This is a genomic window from Nocardia brasiliensis IFM 10847 (genome assembly GCF_000710915.1).
In the GTDB taxonomy this organism is placed as follows: Bacteria; Actinomycetota; Actinomycetes; order Mycobacteriales; family Mycobacteriaceae; genus Nocardia; species Nocardia brasiliensis_A.
Genome location: NZ_BAUA01000086.1, coordinates 1 through 17,670 on the forward strand (window position 1 = coordinate 1; position 17,670 = coordinate 17,670).

Below are 17,670 nucleotides of genomic sequence, written 5' to 3' on the forward strand. Positions count from 1 at the left end.
AGTAGCGGGGACAGGATTTGAACCTGCGACCTCTGGGTTATGAGCTAGCTAACTTAGCTGGTTGTTCACTCGAAGCGCCTGGTCAGCGGTCGATTTGCCATGTCCGGTTTCCCGTGTCGTCCCAGCGGATTCCGGGCTGTCGTGGCATGTGTGTTCACAAATTTGTTCACAAGGATGCGGCCCGTGACCTGCGGATAGGTTGTCTATCCGCCCGACTGTTCTTCGCCCATGCCTCCTCATAGCTGCCATCCTGAATGGAGGGCGGGCGTGTCAAGGGTGCCGCAGGCATCGCGCAGCGACGCGAAGCGCCCTTGACTCGTTCGACCGGAATCAGACAATCGGGCAATGAGGAGGCAGCCCCAACCGGTTCGAAGGGCTTGAAGAGGTGAGCTATCAGGCATCCAGTTCGGCCCGGCCTGGAGGGCTGCCGCCGACGCGCCAGACGCTCCGGTCTGGGGCGGAGCGAAGCGGAGCCCCGTCGCCGTCGTGCGGCCCCGGCGTGGCGGCGGCGGCCCGCAGGGCCGCTGCCGCTCTTGATCCTATATAGCCAAATTCGGCAGCAACTGCGTCAGGCGGCGGTGACGGCAAGAATCCATGCCCGATATGCCTCGTCGCATTCCAGGGGGAACGTGGCAATGGTGTCGGCGCATGTTGCTCGCGCGGAGATTCGCGGAAGGTGACGTTGCTGCGTGTGCAGCGTGACGAGAACGTCTGTGCCGCTGTCGGGGTGGGGCCGCTGATGGATGGTCGCGTTGGCGGCAAGCTTGTCGGCGACAAGCCGTCGACTGAACGTGACCATCCACTTCGCGGGCAGGCCAGTGGTTGTCAGGCGAATCGTGATCAGGTCGTCTTGGGCCATGTGCGGAGGTTCCCTGTCATGTCTTTGACTGCCAGTAGCTGTTGTTCGGCGACGGCCTGGGTCCGCGCAAGGGCACCCCAACCGCGAACGACGATTCCGTCGTAGTCGAGCCCTGCCCAGATACCGATTGCGTGCTGTCCTTGCGGGTGCAGGGCGAAGTAATACGATCCGGCTGTGCGGACGCCCTCGTCGTTGGATTCGTACCACCCAAGCAAGCCGCCGGTGATGCGGTGGAATCGAAGCTCGCCGACCCAGGCGTAATCGCCGATCTCGATCGCGTTCTCACCTTGGGCGCGTTCTCCATCCAAGATCAGATAGTCACCATCCTGGACGACATGAAGGGGGTGGGTGTCGATCCGTTCGATGTCGTCTTTCCAGGTTTGCCAGGATGCCCACCACTCGCCGCTCAGGTCGGGGCCGGTGTTGATCCGCCCAGCAAGCTCGGTTAGCGAAACGCCAAGGATGTCAGCGATGTTCGCTGCGACGCGTAGGGTCGGTTCCTGCTCCCCGGCTTCGTAGCGGGTGATTTGCCGACCGGTCACTCCGACCGCCTTGCCCAGTTGCTCCTGGGTAAGTCCCTTGCGGTTTCGGTAGTGAGCGATGACGTCCTTGGTGGCCATGATGTCCCTTCGTGCTGTCCGGCGAATCGGGCAGGTCGTCCCTCCATGATCCCCTTCGCAGACTAATCAGACAACTTAGGACTAGCTACTGCTTGACTAATTAGTCCTATCGGGACTACGGTTGAGTCAAGTCCAATGGAGACTAATTAGTCGGAGGTCGACATGCAGGTCCACGAACTCATCGGAACGGAAGCGCTTCGCCCGCCGCGATTGAACTTCGCGGGTTGGTGCATGTATTGCCTTGAGCGGGAGTGCAATTCGGCTCGGTGCATCGCGACGCATGCGGGTTCGGTGTGGGAGGTGTGCGAGCGGTGCGGTGGCAGTGAGTACGTGAACGGTCACATCGACCCGGAGACGGCCGTGACGCGCTGCAACTGCTTCGGTGGCGTGGTGGAATCCGCCTCCCGGCCGGTGGCTGAGGTCATCGAACTGCGTCCGGAGTCGAAGGCGGCGGTGTTCGAAGCGTGGCCCCATGCGGGTGGTGCACCGGTCCGCTGGGTTGGGACCTCGGCGCAGGGAGGGCCTGTGATCGAGCAGAACGGCACGATTTCCGAGGTCTTCGACATCAACGACCCGGAGCAGTGGTTCTGATGAGGCACGAGGACGAGGCAAGGTTGCTGCTGCTCGACTTGGACGCGTTGCCGGTGCGTGAGCGCTGGTTGCTGGCGTGGCTGGTCGACGTGGGCAGTGATGTCGGTATTCGGTTCCTGGAGTTCACCGAGGCTGCCGGTATCGACTTCGGCGAGATGTGTGCCCGCTGGCGTCGGATGGGTCTGCTGAGCCGTGGCTACGACTGGGGCCGTGATGTCGCGCTCTACGTGGCGTCGGACCGAGCCGCTCAGTTGGTGCGCTTCCCGTCGGCGGAATGGGTGTGCGCGACCACCGAAGGGCGCGAACCCATCGACTTGGATCGGCTGGTAGCCGCATGACGGGGACACCGGAGGCAGGGGCCGAGACTATGAATCCCGTTGGCCCCGAGCGGGAGACGGCGGCGGATCGGTGGGCGCGGTTGAACTTGGTCGAGTTGGCGCAGGCGTCGGCGGAGAAGGTCGGGGTGTGCCGACGCCCGTTGCCGATGATGTCCACCGCTGCCGATGGCAGCACGAAATACGTTGGCACGCCGTGTAAGTCGACGCTGGCGTGCGTGTGCCCTGCGTGCGCGGAGAGGGCGTTGCGACTACGTCAGCAACAGGCACATGAGGGCTGGCACATCGAGGAGGAACCAGTGATCGCCAAGAACGAACCGACCGAGCAGCAGCGTGACTTGCTGCGGGCTCGCACGGCGTTGGCCGAGGAATACGCCACCGCCAAGGACGAAGACGACCAGGAAGCCATGGACGCGATTCGTGAGGTGGTGGAGGAGCTGGACGAAGAGCTGCGGGCCTCGGGTATCCGGGGTGGGTTCCCGCCGCTGGAGGCCAAGCCGCGGCTTGCTCGTAAGCGTTCGACTCGTCGTCGCCAGGAGCAACCGGACCTGCCGCGCAAGAAGGTCGACAAGACCACGGTCGGGCGGGTGTATGCGGGCAAGTACCGGCCCTCGATGTTCCTGACCCTCACGCTGCCCTCCTACGGCCGTGTCGGCTCCGATGGGGCACCGGTCGACCCGAGCACTTACGACTACCGCCAGGCGGCCCGCGACATCATCCACTTCGCGGCCCTCTACGACCGGTTCGTGCAGAACTACCGGCGAGCTTCCGGGCGCGATATCCAGTACTTCGCCACGGTCGAACCGCAACGGCGGGGAGCGCCACACGTGCACATGGGTGTGCGGGGCACCGACCCGAAGGCGCTGATCCGGCAAGTAGCCGCGGCGACCTATCACCAGGTGTGGTGGCCGCACTTCGACCAGCAGGTGTACTCCATGGATCGGATGCCGTTCTGGGACTACGCGGCCGGCCGTTTCGTCGACCCCGACGCCATCGACCCCGAGACCGGTGAGCGGGTGCCGGTCACCACATGGGCCGAAGCCCTCGACGCCATGGACGCCGTAGACGAGCTCGAGCCTGCGCACGTGATCCGCTTCGGTGCCCAGATCGACGCCAAGGGCATCCTGGGCGGCACCGAGGAAGCCAAGCGCCATATCGGTTACCTGACCAAGTACCTGACCAAGTCCATCGGTGACGTGATCGAACCCCAGTCCCAAGCCGCGGCTGACCACTACGACCGGTTGCACGCGGAGCTGGCGCTTACCCCGTGCTCGCCGACGTGTGGGGTGTGGTTCCGCTACGGCATCGTCCCCAAGGGCGCGAAGGCCAAGACCATTCCGGGTGTGTGCAAGGGCAAGGCGCACCGCCGCTCCACCCTGGGCCTGCGTGGTCGCCGGGTCCTGGTGTCGCGCAAGTGGACCGGAAAGGACCTCGCCGACCACAAGGCCGACCGGACCGAGTTCGTCCGGCAGATGCTCGAACAGGCCGGTATACCGCGCCCTCAGCTCGACGGGCTGGTGATCACGCCAGCAGAACCGGGTGACCCGAACGTGCCTCCGCGTGAGCACCTGATCATGGCGTTGGTGTCGCAGAAGCTCAGTTGGCAGGCCGAATACACCCGTGCCCAACTCGCGGCGGCCGAGCAAGCCGCATCGCCGCCGGAACATGTTGACCCGCAGCAGGATTCGCCGGAAGTGGCGTAGGGAGGAAGTCATGGAGACACCACAGACGGCGGGGCCGCTGGATTGGGACACGATGCCGTTGTTCCTGCCGGTGCCGTGGGCGGCCAAGCTGATGGGCCTGTCCCGTTCGGCGACCTATCGGCTGGTCGACTCCGGTGATCTTCCGGTGCGGCGGATGGGTGGACGGGTCTACGTGATCACGGCCAAGCTGCGTGAGCTGGCGGGTGCGGCATGAAAGGCCATGTCTACCAGCGTGGTTCGACCTGGTCCTACCGATTCCGCATTCCGGGCAGCAAGGACCCGGTGACCGGGAAGTACGAGTGGGCCACTGGCAGCGGGTTCCCGACCAAGCGTGAGGCGGACAAGGCGTGCCGCGACGCGATCCGGGAGGTAGAGGCAGGTCGGTGGGTCAAGCCGTCGAACAAGACGTTGGCCGAGTTCCTGACCGAGTGGCTGCCGCTGATCAAGCTCTCGGTGGATGCGACGACGTTCGCGAACTGGCAGTTCTTCGCCAAGACCTACGTTATTCCGGCAACGGTCGGGCGGATGGACTCCGACAAGCTGATCGGCAACGACGCGCTTCAGAAGCTCTCGGCCCCGCGGCTGCTCGGGTTCTACGGGGAGCTGCTCGCGGCCGGCCGAATCAAGGCCGACACCAACACCCCGATGTTCCGGTACTGGTCGCAGCGGACCCAACGTGGCGAGACCGTCACTCCTCGTGAGGTTTCCGAAGCCTGCGGCACCACAATTCACGCCGCCCGTTCGGCAGTGCGCCGCTACAAGTCCGGACGGGTTCCGGTCGAACAACCTCCGGGCCTGGCCCCGAAGACGGTCCGCAACATCCACATCATGCTGCACCGCGCCCTGGCGGACGCGAAGGCGTGGAAGTACATCGCCGACAATCCGGCAACCGGGATCAAGCCGCCCAAGCTGCGACGTCGCAAGCGTCCGGTGTGGAATCCGGTGCAGCTCTCGGCGTTCATGGATCACATCCACGCCGACCGGTTCGCCGCCCTGTTCATGCTCGAGATCACCACCGGCATGCGTCGCGCTGAGCTGTGCGGGTTACGTTGGCCCACCGTCGATCTCGACGCCGGAACCCTCTCCCCGCAAGACACCCTCGTCGTGGTCGACGGTCGCGCGGTCAGCAAGGAGGACGGCAAGACCGAGAACGCCGACCGGCTGATCTCCCTGGACCCCGACACCGTGGCCGAACTGCGGGCCTGGAAACGCCTCCAGGACAGCGAACGGGCATCGTTCGGCAACGACCACGCCGCCACCGATCGCGTGTTCACCTGGCACGACGGACGGGACGTGCACCCCGACTCGATCCGGGAACGGTTCAAGCGACTCGGCGCGGCGGCTGGGCTGCCCGAAATCCGGTTCTACGACCTGCGCCACTCCTACGTCACCGGGGCCTTGCAGGGCGGTGTCCGGGTCGAGGTGATCTCCGAACGGATCGGGCACGCCTCGGTCGCGTTCACCCTGGCCACCTACAACCACGTGACTCCGGGCATGGACCGCGAAGCCGCACTACAGGGCGCGAATCACCTGCTCGCGCACCGCAGCCCCCGAACTCCTGACCTCGGCTAATGTTCACAAAAGTGTTCACAAACGGCATGGAAAAGGCTCCCGGACCATGTGATCCGGGAGCCTTTTCCCTGGTAGCGGGGACAGGATTTGAACCTGCGACCTCTGGGTTATGAGCCCAGCGAGCTACCGAGCTGCTCCACCCCGCGTCGGGTGTCCCCAACCTTACACACCTTGGGGGCGGATGCGAAAACGCCTGGTCAGGGTGTCTGATTGCGGTGAGTGGCGGCGCAGTGCAGGCTCAGAGATGTGCTGCACATCACTAATCGACTGTCGGTGAGATAGCCGACACACCGGGTTACCTGAGACGTCGTGTCAGGTTTATCGTGACTGTTTCGCAATGCGTAGCTTCTGGGCGGATCATCGCCGCGGTCCGGGGACGAGAGTGACCGCTGACAACCGATCATGCATTCTCTCTTCTGATTTCAGGAGGCGCTCATGGCGCTGCCTATCGGGCATACCGGGAAACGGACGCGGCGGACCGAACCGGTGGCGGCTCCTTCGGGCAATCCGGGCGGATTCACCCATCGGCAGGTGTTGATCATCCTGAGTGGCCTGGTGCTGGGGATGTTCATGGCGGCGCTGGATCAGACCATCACGGCGACGGCGGTGCGGACCATCGCCGACGATCTGTCCGGGTATTCGTTGCAGGCGTGGGTCACCACCGCGTACCTGATCACCGCGACGTTGACCACGCCGTTGTACGGAAAATTGTCGGATATGTACGGCCGCAGGCCTTTTCTGCTCGCCGCGATCGTGATCTTCGTGGGCGGATCGCTGCTGTGCACCGTGGCGCAATCGATGTACGAGCTGGCGGTGTTCCGGGCGATCCAGGGGGTCGGCGCGGGCGGGCTGATGTCGCTGGCCTCGGCGGTGCTCGGGGATATCGTGAGCCCGCGGGACCGGGCGAAGTATCAGGGTCACTTCTTGGCGACCTGGGCCCTGGCGAGCGTGATCGGCCCGGTGCTCGGCGGTCTCTTCGCCGGACAGCACCGCATTCTGGGCGTAACGGGCTGGCGCTGGGTCTTTTTGATCAATGTTCCGGTGGGCTTGATCGCGCTGGTGGTGGTGTACCGCGTGGTCAGGATTCCGCGGGCGGACCGGGGCCGGGTCGCGGTCGACTGGTTGGGCACGGCCGCGTTCGCGGTCGGCATCACGCCCATCCTGATCGTCGCGGAACAGGGACGGAGCTGGGGCTGGACCGGCACCAGCGCGGTGATCTGCTATCTGGTGGGTGCAGCCGGGCTGGTCGCGTTCGTCGCCATCGAGGCCAGGATGGGTGACGCCGCGTTGATTCCGTTGCGGCTGTTCCGAAATCGCACCTTCGCGCTGGGTGTCGTGATCGCGCTCGTGGTCGGGGCGGCGCTGTTCGGCGGCATCATCCTTGTGCCGCAGTATCTCCAGGTGGTGCGTGGCGCCAGTCCGGTCGCGGCTGGTCTGCAGCTGCTGCCGATGGTGGTCGGGCTCCTGGTGGGCTCGGCCGTGTCCAACCGGCTGATCAGCCGGACCGGCCGCTATCGCGTGTTCCCGCTTGCCGGAACCGCGGCTGTCGCGGCCGGTCTGTTCCTGTTCCACTATCTGACGCCGGAAACGCCGCTCTGGCGCACCATGATCTTCATGGCGATCACCGGGGTCGGGCTCGGAAATCTGTTGCAGCCCATCACTTTGGCGATCCAGAACGCCGCCGCTCCCACGGACATGGGCGTGTCGAGCGCGGCCGCGACGTTCTTCCGCCAGGTCGGCGGCACGCTGGGGGTCGCGGCTCTGCTGTCGACGCTGTTCGGCTTGCTGCCCGCGCGCGTGGACGCGGCCGTCGCGACGGCGGCCACCGATCCGGGCTATCAGCGGGCCGTCGCGGCCGGCCTGCACAGTGGCGATCCGGCCGAGGTCGCGTTCGCGCAGGGCCTGGTCCGGCACGACCCGGCGGCGGTGCAACGGATCCTCGACGACAGTTCGCTCATCCAGCGGCTGAATCCGGTGTTGGCGGCGCCGCTGAAGACCGGTTTCGCGGACGCCATGTCGACGGTGTACCTGGTGTCCGCGGGCCTCGCCGTGCTCGCCTTCGTGCTCGTCCTGTGCTGGAAAGAGATCCCGCTGCGGGGATCCGGCGGCCTGGAAGGGTAATCGCTGGCGCGCGCCGAAATTGCAGTGTGTGCACGTCGTTGCACGGCGGTAACTGTATGTCGATCACCGGCGTGAAATTTTCGGGTGCCGGTTTCACAGAGGTCTCTTATATAAATGTATTCTTTGACCGTTTCGTGCGATTGTAGATTTCCGTTTCGCCGTCTACGGGAATGGTCCCGAGTGCGAAAAATGCGACAATACCTCGGATAGCCACTGTGCATAATCCCAAGCAGGAAGGGATGTTTTGAGCACTCTCCTAACCGGTCAGCAGTGTTTTTCTGTAAAGAATCCGTAATGTCTTGTGAGGTGGACTACACCGCCTTGAATAGCATTAGCCGCAGGTTCACTGTATTCGGTACGGGCGTTGCAAGGCGGGCCATCGGCACGGCGAAAACGGTCGGATATGAGCTTCGTCGGTATCCAGAAATCGAAGGGAACGGTGGCGTCATGGTTGAACTACTCGACGCGATGGCCGTAGAGCAAATCGACCCGAACTTCTTCCGCGGCAAGCGGCCGCACCGCACCGCACTGCGGCGAACTTTCGGCGGGGAGGTGGCGGCCCGGGCCTTGGCGGCGGGCTCGTCCGGGATGCCCGCCGAGTTCATGGTGCATTCGATCCACGGATACTTCGTCCGGCCGACCACGCCGGAGGTCCCGATCGACTACCTGGTCGACACGGTCAAGCATGGGCGCTCGTTCGCGGTGCGCCGGATCCGGGCGGTGCAGCACGGCAAGGAGACCTTCCTGATGGTCGCCTCGTATCACGTCGGGGATCGCGGGGTGCGACACGCCGACCCGTGTCCGGACGCGCCCGTCCCGGAAGCGCTGGCGCGGATCGGCGCGGACGACGCGGGCAACGAATGGGCCGGCTGGGATATCCGGCGGGTGCCGGACGGTCCGACACATGCTGCGCGCCAGCAGGTTTGGCTGCGGTACACCGGCGAGCTGCCGGACTGCACGGTGACGCACAGCTGCGCGCTGACCTATGCCAGCGATATGACCCTGCTCGGCGCGGCGGTCGCGCCGTACCCGGGCATCGCCATCCAGACCGCCGCGCTGGATTATTCGATCTGGTTCCTGCGGCCGTGCCGGGTCGACGATTGGCTGCTCTACGACGAGATCTCGCCTTCGGCCGAGGGCGGCCGGGCCTTCACACAGGGCCGGATCTTCAGCCGGGACGGCCAGTTGGTCGCGATGGTGGCGCAGGAGCGGATGCTGCGGCTGGCCGAACCGGAGTTCGGTGCCGCGCTGACCGCGAAGGCGGCGTCCTGATGTCGCCGGTCTACGTCGGACTCACCGACAAGGCGTTCCTGCGGTTCCATCACGGTCACGGGGTGCCGGTGATCAGCCAGACCGTCGTGGTGCTGGCGAACCGGCTCACCGACGACCAACTGCGCTCGATGTACGAGATCCTGTGCGCGGGCCCGTCCATGCGGCGGGTGCATCGGCCCGCGGTGCCGTTCGCGCGCTGGCGCTGGGTGCCGGCCGACGCCGCACTACCGCTGAGCCTCGATCATGCGGCGATCGACGAGTGCGACATGCTGGCCTGGGCGAACACCCAGGCGCAATACCCGCTGGACCCCGAAAACGGTTACGGCTGGCGGATGTCGGCGGTGCCCACCCGGTCCGGCGGCATGGTGTGGTCGGTCATCGCCTCGCACGCCATCGCCGACGGGCACGCGGGGTTGATGGCGATCGCCGGGCTGGTACATCCCGAACTCGCCACGACGGCATCGCTCGGCGCGGTCATCGATCACCGCGGCGATCTGCTGGACGGCTTGCGCCGCAGTGTCGCCGTCGCGCGCGGTGTCACGGCGGAAGCGCGTCGGATGGCCCGCGATCCGCGCCATCGTGCGGCGGTGCGGCGGGCGTTGACGGCGCGCGAACCCGCCCCGGCGGGCGAGCCGCTGGGTTGGCGGGAGGGTTCGGTCGTCGTCACTTTCGATGCGGCGCAATGGAATGCGCGCGCAGCCCAGCGCGGCGGCTCACCCAACACGCTCTACCTCGCGATGGTCGCCGATCTGCTGCGGCACTGCGCGCTGGTGGGTCCGGACGGCGCGCTGGTGTTGCTGACGGCGGTGCGGATTCTGCGCGAGCAGGACCAGGCCGACTCGAATTCCTTTGCCCGCGTGCCGATCGTGGTGGACCCGGAGTGGCTGGACCGTGGCGATCTCGCGCCGCTGCGGGTGGCGAGCAAGGCCGCGTTCGCCAACGCCCACGATGTGGGTTCCGGTGCGATCTCGCGCCCGCGGAACATGCCCGCCGAACTCATCGACGTGCTGCCGGAGGGCGTGGTCGAGCGCCTGGCCGACACCGCGCCCATCACCGTCGGCATGTGCTCCAACATGGGCGTGGTCGACTCGTTCGTGCCGACCGCGATGCGCCACGGCGCGAACCCGTCGATGTTCATGATGCGCGGGGTGTTCCAGGGCATCGACGCACCGCGCGCCGACCGGCAGCCGATCGCCCTCGCGACCTGGTTCTCCCAGTTCGACGGGAAGATCCAGTGGGTGCTGGAGAGCCTCAAGCCCGAAATGGCGCACTCGGACGAGGAATTGGTCTTCCTGGCTCGGCTGGTAGCGGAGAGCTGGGATCTGAAACCCCTGCACGTCACCAGCGGTGACGGCAGCAGCCGTACGACCCACAGGAAGTTCTCATGACCAAACCACTGATCAGACTCGGCACCGAGTTCTTGTACAACCCCTACCCCGTCTACGACGAACTGCGCGCGCAGGGACCGGTCCATCACGTGCTGCTGCCCAACGGACTGTCCACCTGGCTGGTGGTCGACTACCAGCTCGGACGTGCGGTGCTCGCCGACGACCGGGTGCGCAAGGACGCGGCGAGCATCGCGCCGATCACCACCCGTTTGCGCGGCGAGCACGACGGGATGACCGCGGTGAGCACCGACCTGTGGAAACACATGCTCAGCTCGGACCCGCCGGACCACACCCGGCTCCGCAGGCTGGTCAGCAAGGCCTTCACCGCGCGCACGGTCGATCAATTGCACCCGCGGATCGAGACTTTGGCCGACGAACTGCTCGACCGGATGGCCGGAGCGCCCGAGGTCGACCTGATCGAGGGCTACGCGCTGCCGATCCCGATCACGGTCATCTGCGAACTGTTCGGCGTGCCCGAGGCCGATCGGAACCGGTTCCGCGAGCTGTCGACCACGATGACCGCGACCTCGGCGGAGAACGTCGAGGATCCCGACGCCGCCGACTCGCCGTTCTACGCCACCGCCGCCCAGCGCGCCGCGGCCAGCGTCGAACTGGCCACCTACTTGATCGGGTTGATCGCCGAACGCACCGAGAACCTCGGCGAGGATCTGCTGTCGCAGCTGATCCTGGCCAATCACGAGGGTGACAAGCTCAGCGATCAGGAACTCATCGCCATGCTGTTCCTGATCCTGGTGGCCGGTCACGAGACGACGGTGAACCTGATCGGCAACGGCTTGCTCGCGCTGCTGCGGGATCGGGCGTTGTACACCGAACTCACGGCGGAGCCCGAGCGGATTCCAGCGGCGATCGAAGAGTTTCTCCGCTACGAGGGTCCGGTCCACGTGTCCACGCTGCGGTACACCGCGGAGCCGATCACGTTGGCGGGCATCGACATTCCGGCCGACGAGCTGATCTCGGTGTCACTGCTCGCGGCCAATCACGATCCCGGCCGGTTCACGCACCCGGACCGCATCCGGATCGGGCAGGCCGCCAAGGGCGGGCACCTGGCGTTCGGGCACGGCATCCACTACTGCGTCGGCGCGCCGCTGGCCCGGCTGGAGGCACGGCTCGCGTTCGAGAAGATTCTGGCCAGATACCCGGACATGCGCCTCGCCGAGGCGGTGCGCTGGCGGCCGAGCAGCACCTTCCGCGGCGTGCAGTCCCTGCCGGTCGTGCTCGAATGAGCTTGCCGGAGCGCGGAAACGGCCGAAGCCGGATGGTCGGTGCCGACCACCCGGCCGCGGCGTTGCCCTGGCGCGTCAGGGTATTCGGCGGGTAATCGCCGATCAGCCGAACTTGATCCCTTGCGCCAGCGGCAGTTCGGCGGAGTAGTTGATCGTGTTGGTGGCTCGGCGCATGTACGCCTTCCAGGAATCCGAGCCGGACTCCCGCCCGCCGCCGGTCTGCTTCTCGCCGCCGAACGCGCCGCCGATCTCGGCGCCGGAGGTGCCGATGTTGACGTTGGCGATACCGCAGTCCGAGCCGTCCGCGGCGAGGAAGCGCTCGGCCTCGCGCTGGTCGGCGGTGAACACCGCCGACGAAAGTCCCTGCGGCACCGCGTTGTGCAGGGCGATCGCGCTGTCGAAATCGTGATAGGTCAGCACGTACAGGATCGGCGCGAAGGTCTCCTCGCGCACCACCGCGGTCTGCGCGGGCATCCGCACGATCGCCGGGCGCACGTAGTACGCGTCCTCGCCGAAGCCGTCGACTCGGTCACCGCCGCAGATCAATTCGCCGCCGTCGGCCAGCGCCTTGTCCAGCGCCGCGCGCATCCCGGCATAGGCCCGGCCGTCGATCAGCGGGCCGACCAGAACGCCGTCCTCCAGCGGATTGCCCACGCGCAGTTGCTGGTAGGCGCTCTCGATGCGCTCGAGCAGCGGGCCGACCACGTCGGCATGCACGATCAGCCTGCGCAGCGTGGTGCACCGCTGCCCTGCGGTGCCCGCCGCCGCGAACACGATGCCGCGCGCCGCGAGCTCCAGATCCGCCGAGGGCGTGACGATCGCGCCGTTGTTGCCGCCCAGTTCCAGCAGGCAGCGGCCGAACCGCTCGGCCACCCGCGGCGCGACGATCTTGCCCATCCGCACCGAACCGGTGGCGCTCACCAGCGCGACCCGCTCGTCGTCGACGAGGCGGGCGCCGACCTCGGCCGCGCCCTGAACCAGTTGGTGCACTTCGGGATCCGCGCCCACCTCGGCCGCGGCGCGACGCAGCAGGGTGTGGCAGGCCAGCGCGGTGAGCGGGGTGGTCTCCGAGGGTTTCCACACCACCGTGTCGCCGCAGACCAGCGCGATCGCGGTGTTCCAGGCCCAGACCGCGACCGGGAAGTTGAACGCCGAGATGACCCCGACCACGCCGAGCGGATGCCAGGTCTCCATCAGCCGGTGACCCGGGCGCTCCGACGGCATCGTCTGCCCGTACAGCTGCCGGGACAGACCGATGGCGAACTCGCAGACATCGATCATCTCCTGCACTTCACCCGCGGCCTCGGCGCCGATCTTGCCCGCCTCCAGCGTGACGAGCTCGGCCAGTTCGCTCTTGTGCGTGGTCAGCAGTTCACCGAGCCTGCGCACCAGTGCGGCCCGGACCGGGGCAGGCACCGTGCGCCAGGCGCCGAAAGCCGTGGCGGCCCGTTCGATCGCGCTGTCGACCTCGTCCAGTGAACTGGCCCGCAGGGTGAGCAGACGCTCGCCGGTGATCGGACTGCGAGCGGGCAGGTCGCCGGGTTCGGGGGATTCGACGCCGAGGCCGCGCAGCACCGCCGCGGCGCGCTGCGCGAGTTCGCGAGTGGTCTGATCGCCGGGTGCGGTCTCGCGCGTGCGCGAATCGTGGGCGCTCTGAACATCTGTCATCTGTTGCTCCGCCGTACCTTTCGGCCGCATTGCGGCATATCTGTCCCATGTCTTGGGAGGATCGGGGTGAGGTTTCTGCCACGAGCCGGGTCGCCTGGTTTACCCTTCGCTGATGGCGGATACACCGGCAAGACCAGTACTGGACGACATAGATCGCCTGCTGATTCGGGAATTGATGGCCGATGGACGCGCCACGTTGTCGAATCTGGCCGAGAAGGCGAGCCTGTCGGTTTCCGCCGTGCAGTCGCGGGTGCGCAGGCTGGAAGCACGCGGCGTGATCCGCGGATACACGGCGCACGTCGACCCCGAGGCGCTCGGCCAGCTGTTGTCGGCATTCGTCGCGATCACTCCTCTCGACCCGTCGCAGCCGGATGATGCCCCGGCAGTGTTGCAGCACATCCCCGGGATCGAGGCGTGCCACTCGGTGGCAGGCGACGAGAGCTACATGCTGTTGGTCAGGGTGGCCTCGCCGCGGCACCTCGAGCAGCTGCTGCAGGAGATCAGGGCGACCGCCAACGTCAGGACTCGAAGCACCATCATCCTGCAGACATTCTATGACAGGTAGCCGTTACGTGTAATTAATCCGCTTTCCTGTACAGATTCCGTAAATTTTCGTACCCTCGGTGGTGTGACCATCGAACTGGAACGCACCCGCCCGGCGGTCACCCCCGCCGCCCGAGTGCATGAGATCTTGTCGGCCAGCATCCTCGCCGATGGCTTCGAACTAGTCCTCGACCTACAGAAGTCCCGCGGCTGCCGGCTCGTCGACGAACGTGACGGCAGCTCCTACCTAGACATGTTCGGCTTCTTCGCGTCCAACGCCCTGGGTATGAATCACCCCGCGCTGGCCGAGGACGACGAGTTCCGCGCGGAGATCGCGACCGCCGCGATCAACAAACCGAGCAACTCCGATATCTACACCGTCGAGATGGCCCGCTTCGTGGAGACCTTCGTGCGCGTGCTGGGCGATCCCCGGCTGCCGCACCTGTTCTTCATCGACGGCGGCGGCCTCGCCGTGGAGAACGCGCTCAAGATCGCGTTCGACTGGAAGAGCCGGCACAACGAGATGCACGGCCGCCCATCGGAGCTCGGCACCAAGGTGCTGCACCTGACCGGCGCGTTCCACGGCCGCACCGGATACACCATGTCGCTGACCAACACCGATCCGGTGAAGGTCGCGCGGTTCCCCAAGTTCGACTGGCCGCGCATCGAGTCGCCGTACCTGAGCGACGCGCACGATATCGCCGAGGTGGAAGCGCGCGCACTGGACCAGGCGCGCCGCGCCTTCGCCGAAAACCCGCACGACATCGCGTGTTTCATCGCCGAGCCGATCCAGGGCGAGGGCGGCGACCGGCACCTGCGGCCGCAGTTCCTGCAGGCGATGCAGCAGCTCTGTCACGAGAACGACGCGCTGTTCGTGCTGGACGAGGTGCAGACCGGCGTCGGCATGACCGGAACCACCTGGGCCTACCAGCAACTGGGCGTGCAGCCCGATGTCGTCGCCTTCGGCAAGAAGACCCAGGTGTGCGGTGTGATGGCGGGCGGGCGCGTCGACGAGGTGCCCGACAACGTGTTCGTGGTGAACTCGCGGATCAACTCCACCTGGGGCGGCAACCTCACCGATATGGTGCGGGTGCGCCGGATTCTCGAAGTGCTGGAACAGGATTCGCTGGTCGATCGGTCCAAGGCGCTCGGCGCGCACCTGCTGGATCGGCTGGAGTCGCTGGCCGAGCGGCATGCGAGCATCAGCGAGCCGCGCGGTCGTGGCCTGATGTGCGCGGTCACCGTGTCCTCGGTGGCGCTGCGGGACGAGGTGCTCACCGCGCTGCGCGAGCAGGAGCGGGTGCTGATCCTGGGCACCGGCGAGCGTGGCATTCGCTTCCGTCCGCCGCTGACCGTCTCCGCGGCCGAACTGGACGAGGCGGTCGACGCGCTGGACCGGGTACTCGACCGGCTCGGCTGACACACTTCGCACACCTCGCCGGAATCCGGTCCGTGCGTCGCCACGGCGGGTTGGGAGTGTGACGACTCGGCGAGGTGTGCGAACACCCTCAGCCGGTGTGCGGGCGTAAGCCGAGCGCGCCCTCGACGAACCGCTGCACCGCGCTCAGCCCGGCATCGAGCGCCTGCTCATGGCCGGGACGAGCCCAGCCGGTGAGTTTCGCGGTGCCGTCCGGCGCCGGGGTCGCGCCGACCTCGGCGACCAGTTCGGCGGTGGTCGGTTCGCAGACGGCCCAGGAGAAATGGGATTCCTCGACCCAGCCCGCGAAGCGCAGGGCGACGTAGCCGGGGTCGGTGATGCCGCCCTGGGCCAGGGCGGGCCGATCGTCGATGCGGTCGTCGGCACGTAGCGCGCGCAGATACCAAGTGCCCGCGTTGATCTCGATCGGTTCCATCCGTGTCCGCGCTCCTCGACGATGTGCGGCGGCGTCCGCTCGGGCGCCGCGCGATACGTCGAGGCTATCGGTCGGCTTCGTGCACGATGCGGCCGTCCCGGAATACCGTGTCGACGGCGCGCAGCGCGGTGATGTCGGTCAGCGGGTCGCCGGTGACGACGAGCAGGTCGGCGGCGCGGCCAGGTGCCAGCACCCCGATGGTGTCGGCGTGCAGGGCGGCGGCGGGTGTCACAGTGGCCGCGAGGAGCGCTTCGCGCGGGGACAAGCCTGCGGCGACGAGCAACTCGAGTTCGCGGATCAGCCCCGGCCCGGCATAGACGCCGGGCATCCCGGCGTCGGAACCGGCGATGATCCGCCCGCCCGCGTCGCGGAACTCCTTGACCCGCAGCCGAATCGCCGCTTTGGTCGGCTCGTCGAAGACCGGGTCGGTCACCGCGAGGGTCGGCGCGAGTGTGATACCGCGGCGCACCAGGATTTCCGGAAAGCCCGCGGGCCAGCCGGTCAGCACGCCGCGGGGCTCCAGATGGTCGAGCCCGTCGACGCCCGCCGCGAGCAGATCGTCGAGGTCGGCACGAGTTCCCCAGTGCGCGAAGACCTTCGTGTCATGGCGGTGCGCCTCGTCGACGATCGCCGCGAGGATATCGGGCCGGATCGGTTCCAGCACTTTGCGTTCCGGGTTGCCGCGCTCCTGCACCACCTTGATCAGATCGACCCGGTCCGCGCCGGTGACCAGCGCACGGACCATCTCGCGCGCCCGCGCGGGACTGTCCGGGAGCCGTACCGCGTCCGAATTCGGCTCGACGCCGAGGGTGGTGACCGGATGACCGCCGGGTGTGGTGAAGATCGGTCCCGCGATCAGCAGGCGCGGTCCCGCCAGGTCGTCTTCCGCGATCCGGCGCCGCAGGGTGTGCACCCATTCGTTCTCGTCGCCCATGCTGCGGACCGTGGTCACGCCGTTGCGCAGGAAGTTTCGCCGCTTGTCGGGGTGATAGCGGTACCAGTCGGCGACGATGCCCGGCATGTCCAGCAGGCCGGCGCGCTCGCCGCGGGCCAGCTCCGGCGCGTTGAGGTGCACGTGGGAATCGATCAGGCCGGGCAGCACGGTGCGGCCGGTGAGATCCCGGTGTGCGGCGTCCCGAGGTATCGCCACGTCCGGGCCGATCGCCGTGATCAGGCCGTGCTCGATCAGGATGGTCGCGTTGGGGTGCGGTGTCAGGTCCGCGCCGACGAGCACGGTGGCGCCGGTCAGTGCCAACTTGCCGGTCTGGCGTGGCGCGGCCTTGTACAGCGTGAGCCGGTAGTGTGCGTAACCCGCCGCGATGGACAGCAGGAGCAGCGCCACCGCGCCCGCGAGCGGATACAGCAACCAGCGGCGCAGTCGGGCGGATCGGGTCACGGCCTCGACGCTACGGCGACCGGCTCGGGCCGGTCATGACCCGAAAAATCGGCGTCAGTCAGTCAATTCCGGGATCGCGCCGGCTGCGGCGCTCCCGCCTACCGCCGTGGCCGCCGTGGCCGCCGTGCCTGCCACCGAACAGCAGCGCACCGACCAGCGGAATCGCCAGAAACCAGAGCCAGCTGCCGGTGAGGAAGAACAGTACGACGGCCAGAATCGGGATCACGGCCATCACCCGCTCGGGCCACTCCGAGAGGAACCCGGACTCCGGTTTCGCAGGCACGGCAGCCGCTTTGGCGAGCGGCTCCGGCAGATCGGTGAACACCTGCGTCAGGTCGCCGCGGGTGACGGCGGCCGCGACGATCGCGCTGCGCTCGTCGAATTCCGCGACGCTGAGCCGCCCTGCCGCGAAATGATCGGACAGTCGCCGCATCGCATCCTCGCGCTCTGCGGTGCCGATACGGATTTCGGGTAGCTCCTCCATGAGGAAAGGCTAGCGGGAGGT

Annotated in this window: 17 protein-coding genes and 1 tRNA gene; 11 read left to right on the forward strand and 7 right to left on the reverse strand. The window is 67.0% G+C overall.

All coding sequences use genetic code 11. The features are described from left to right. Positions 1 to 568 precede the first annotated feature (568 nt). A complete protein-coding gene (locus tag NBRGI_RS18075) occupies positions 569 to 859 on the reverse strand; it encodes a hypothetical protein (protein WP_029897787.1) in 291 nt (96 codons plus the stop codon). After that, positions 841 to 1,479, reverse strand: coding sequence for a helix-turn-helix transcriptional regulator (locus NBRGI_RS18080; protein WP_029897789.1), 639 nt, complete (start codon positions 1,477 to 1,479; stop codon positions 841 to 843). The genes NBRGI_RS18075 and NBRGI_RS18080 overlap by 19 nt, the downstream gene beginning before the upstream one ends. Before the next feature lie 162 nt (positions 1,480 to 1,641). Here NBRGI_RS18080 and NBRGI_RS18085 point away from each other — a divergent pair, with 162 nt between their 5' ends. Genes NBRGI_RS18085 through NBRGI_RS18105 form a run of 5 tightly spaced genes read left to right on the forward strand, consistent with a single transcriptional unit; the run spans position 1,642 to position 5,680 of the window. Then, positions 1,642 to 2,070: a hypothetical protein gene (locus NBRGI_RS18085; protein ID WP_029897791.1), complete on the forward strand. Its 429-nt coding sequence runs from the start codon at positions 1,642 to 1,644 to the stop codon at positions 2,068 to 2,070. Then, positions 2,070 to 2,408 carry a hypothetical protein gene (locus NBRGI_RS18090; RefSeq protein ID WP_029897794.1) on the forward strand — a complete coding sequence of 113 codons (339 nt, stop codon included), beginning with the start codon at positions 2,070 to 2,072 and terminating at the stop codon, positions 2,406 to 2,408. Before NBRGI_RS18085 ends, NBRGI_RS18090 begins: the two co-directional genes overlap by 1 nt. A 29-nt stretch (positions 2,409 to 2,437) precedes the next feature. After that, on the forward strand, positions 2,438 to 4,108 hold the full coding sequence (locus NBRGI_RS18095; protein WP_370627785.1) for a replication initiator: 1,671 nt from the start codon (positions 2,438 to 2,440) through the stop codon (positions 4,106 to 4,108). Between the two features lie 10 nt (positions 4,109 to 4,118). Next, positions 4,119 to 4,322: a helix-turn-helix domain-containing protein gene (locus NBRGI_RS43925; protein WP_036559715.1), complete on the forward strand. Its 204-nt coding sequence runs from the start codon at positions 4,119 to 4,121 to the stop codon at positions 4,320 to 4,322. Next, entirely contained in the window at positions 4,319 to 5,680 is a 1,362-nt protein-coding gene (locus tag NBRGI_RS18105; RefSeq protein WP_051727857.1) for a site-specific integrase, read from the forward strand. The genes NBRGI_RS43925 and NBRGI_RS18105 overlap by 4 nt, the downstream gene beginning before the upstream one ends. 69 nt (positions 5,681 to 5,749) lie before the next feature. On the opposite strand, the gene NBRGI_RS18110 is transcribed toward NBRGI_RS18105, so the two are convergent. Further along, positions 5,750 to 5,826: transfer RNA gene (locus NBRGI_RS18110), tRNA-Met, on the reverse strand. A gap of 289 nt (positions 5,827 to 6,115) precedes the next feature. Between NBRGI_RS18110 and NBRGI_RS18115 the strand changes: the two genes are divergently transcribed. The 4 genes from NBRGI_RS18115 (at position 6,116) to NBRGI_RS18130 (ending at position 11,705) form a co-directional block, all read left to right on the forward strand. Further along, positions 6,116 to 7,801 (forward strand): MDR family MFS transporter, encoded by a 1,686-nt coding sequence (locus NBRGI_RS18115; RefSeq protein ID WP_051727858.1) that lies wholly within the window; start codon positions 6,116 to 6,118, stop codon positions 7,799 to 7,801. A gap of 447 nt (positions 7,802 to 8,248) precedes the next feature. Continuing rightward, complete coding sequence (locus NBRGI_RS18120) at positions 8,249 to 9,073, forward strand: acyl-CoA thioesterase (RefSeq protein ID WP_029897801.1); 825 nt, start codon at positions 8,249 to 8,251, stop codon at positions 9,071 to 9,073. Then, positions 9,073 to 10,461 carry a hypothetical protein gene (locus tag NBRGI_RS18125; RefSeq protein ID WP_029897803.1) on the forward strand — a complete coding sequence of 463 codons (1,389 nt, stop codon included), beginning with the start codon at positions 9,073 to 9,075 and terminating at the stop codon, positions 10,459 to 10,461. The genes NBRGI_RS18120 and NBRGI_RS18125 overlap by 1 nt, the downstream gene beginning before the upstream one ends. After that, positions 10,458 to 11,705, forward strand: coding sequence for a cytochrome P450 family protein (locus tag NBRGI_RS18130; RefSeq protein ID WP_029897805.1), 1,248 nt, complete (start codon positions 10,458 to 10,460; stop codon positions 11,703 to 11,705). Before NBRGI_RS18125 ends, NBRGI_RS18130 begins: the two co-directional genes overlap by 4 nt. 102 nt (positions 11,706 to 11,807) lie before the next feature. On the opposite strand, the gene amaB is transcribed toward NBRGI_RS18130, so the two are convergent. Beyond that, positions 11,808 to 13,373, reverse strand: a complete 1,566-nt coding sequence (gene amaB / locus NBRGI_RS18135) for an L-piperidine-6-carboxylate dehydrogenase (RefSeq protein ID WP_228835938.1) — start codon at positions 13,371 to 13,373, stop codon at positions 11,808 to 11,810. Between the two features lie 112 nt (positions 13,374 to 13,485). On the opposite strand from amaB, the gene NBRGI_RS18140 reads away from it, so the two are divergent. Continuing rightward, complete coding sequence (locus NBRGI_RS18140; RefSeq protein ID WP_014981966.1) at positions 13,486 to 13,938, forward strand: Lrp/AsnC family transcriptional regulator; 453 nt, start codon at positions 13,486 to 13,488, stop codon at positions 13,936 to 13,938. 63 nt (positions 13,939 to 14,001) lie between these two features. Then, a complete protein-coding gene (lat, locus tag NBRGI_RS18145) occupies positions 14,002 to 15,336 on the forward strand; it encodes an L-lysine 6-transaminase (RefSeq protein ID WP_051727859.1) in 1,335 nt (444 codons plus the stop codon). Between the two features lie 88 nt (positions 15,337 to 15,424). Here the strand turns inward: lat and NBRGI_RS18150 are convergent, their stop codons facing one another. The 3 genes from NBRGI_RS18150 to NBRGI_RS18160 form a co-directional block, all read right to left on the reverse strand. Next, positions 15,425 to 15,769 (reverse strand): hypothetical protein, encoded by a 345-nt coding sequence (locus tag NBRGI_RS18150; RefSeq protein ID WP_029897811.1) that lies wholly within the window; start codon positions 15,767 to 15,769, stop codon positions 15,425 to 15,427. Between the two features lie 64 nt (positions 15,770 to 15,833). After that, entirely contained in the window at positions 15,834 to 17,165 is a 1,332-nt protein-coding gene (locus NBRGI_RS18155; RefSeq protein ID WP_029897813.1) for an amidohydrolase family protein, read from the reverse strand. Between the two features lie 58 nt (positions 17,166 to 17,223). Continuing rightward, positions 17,224 to 17,649, reverse strand: a complete 426-nt coding sequence (locus NBRGI_RS18160) for a DUF1707 SHOCT-like domain-containing protein (protein ID WP_029897815.1) — start codon at positions 17,647 to 17,649, stop codon at positions 17,224 to 17,226. Positions 17,650 to 17,670 lie beyond the last annotated feature (21 nt).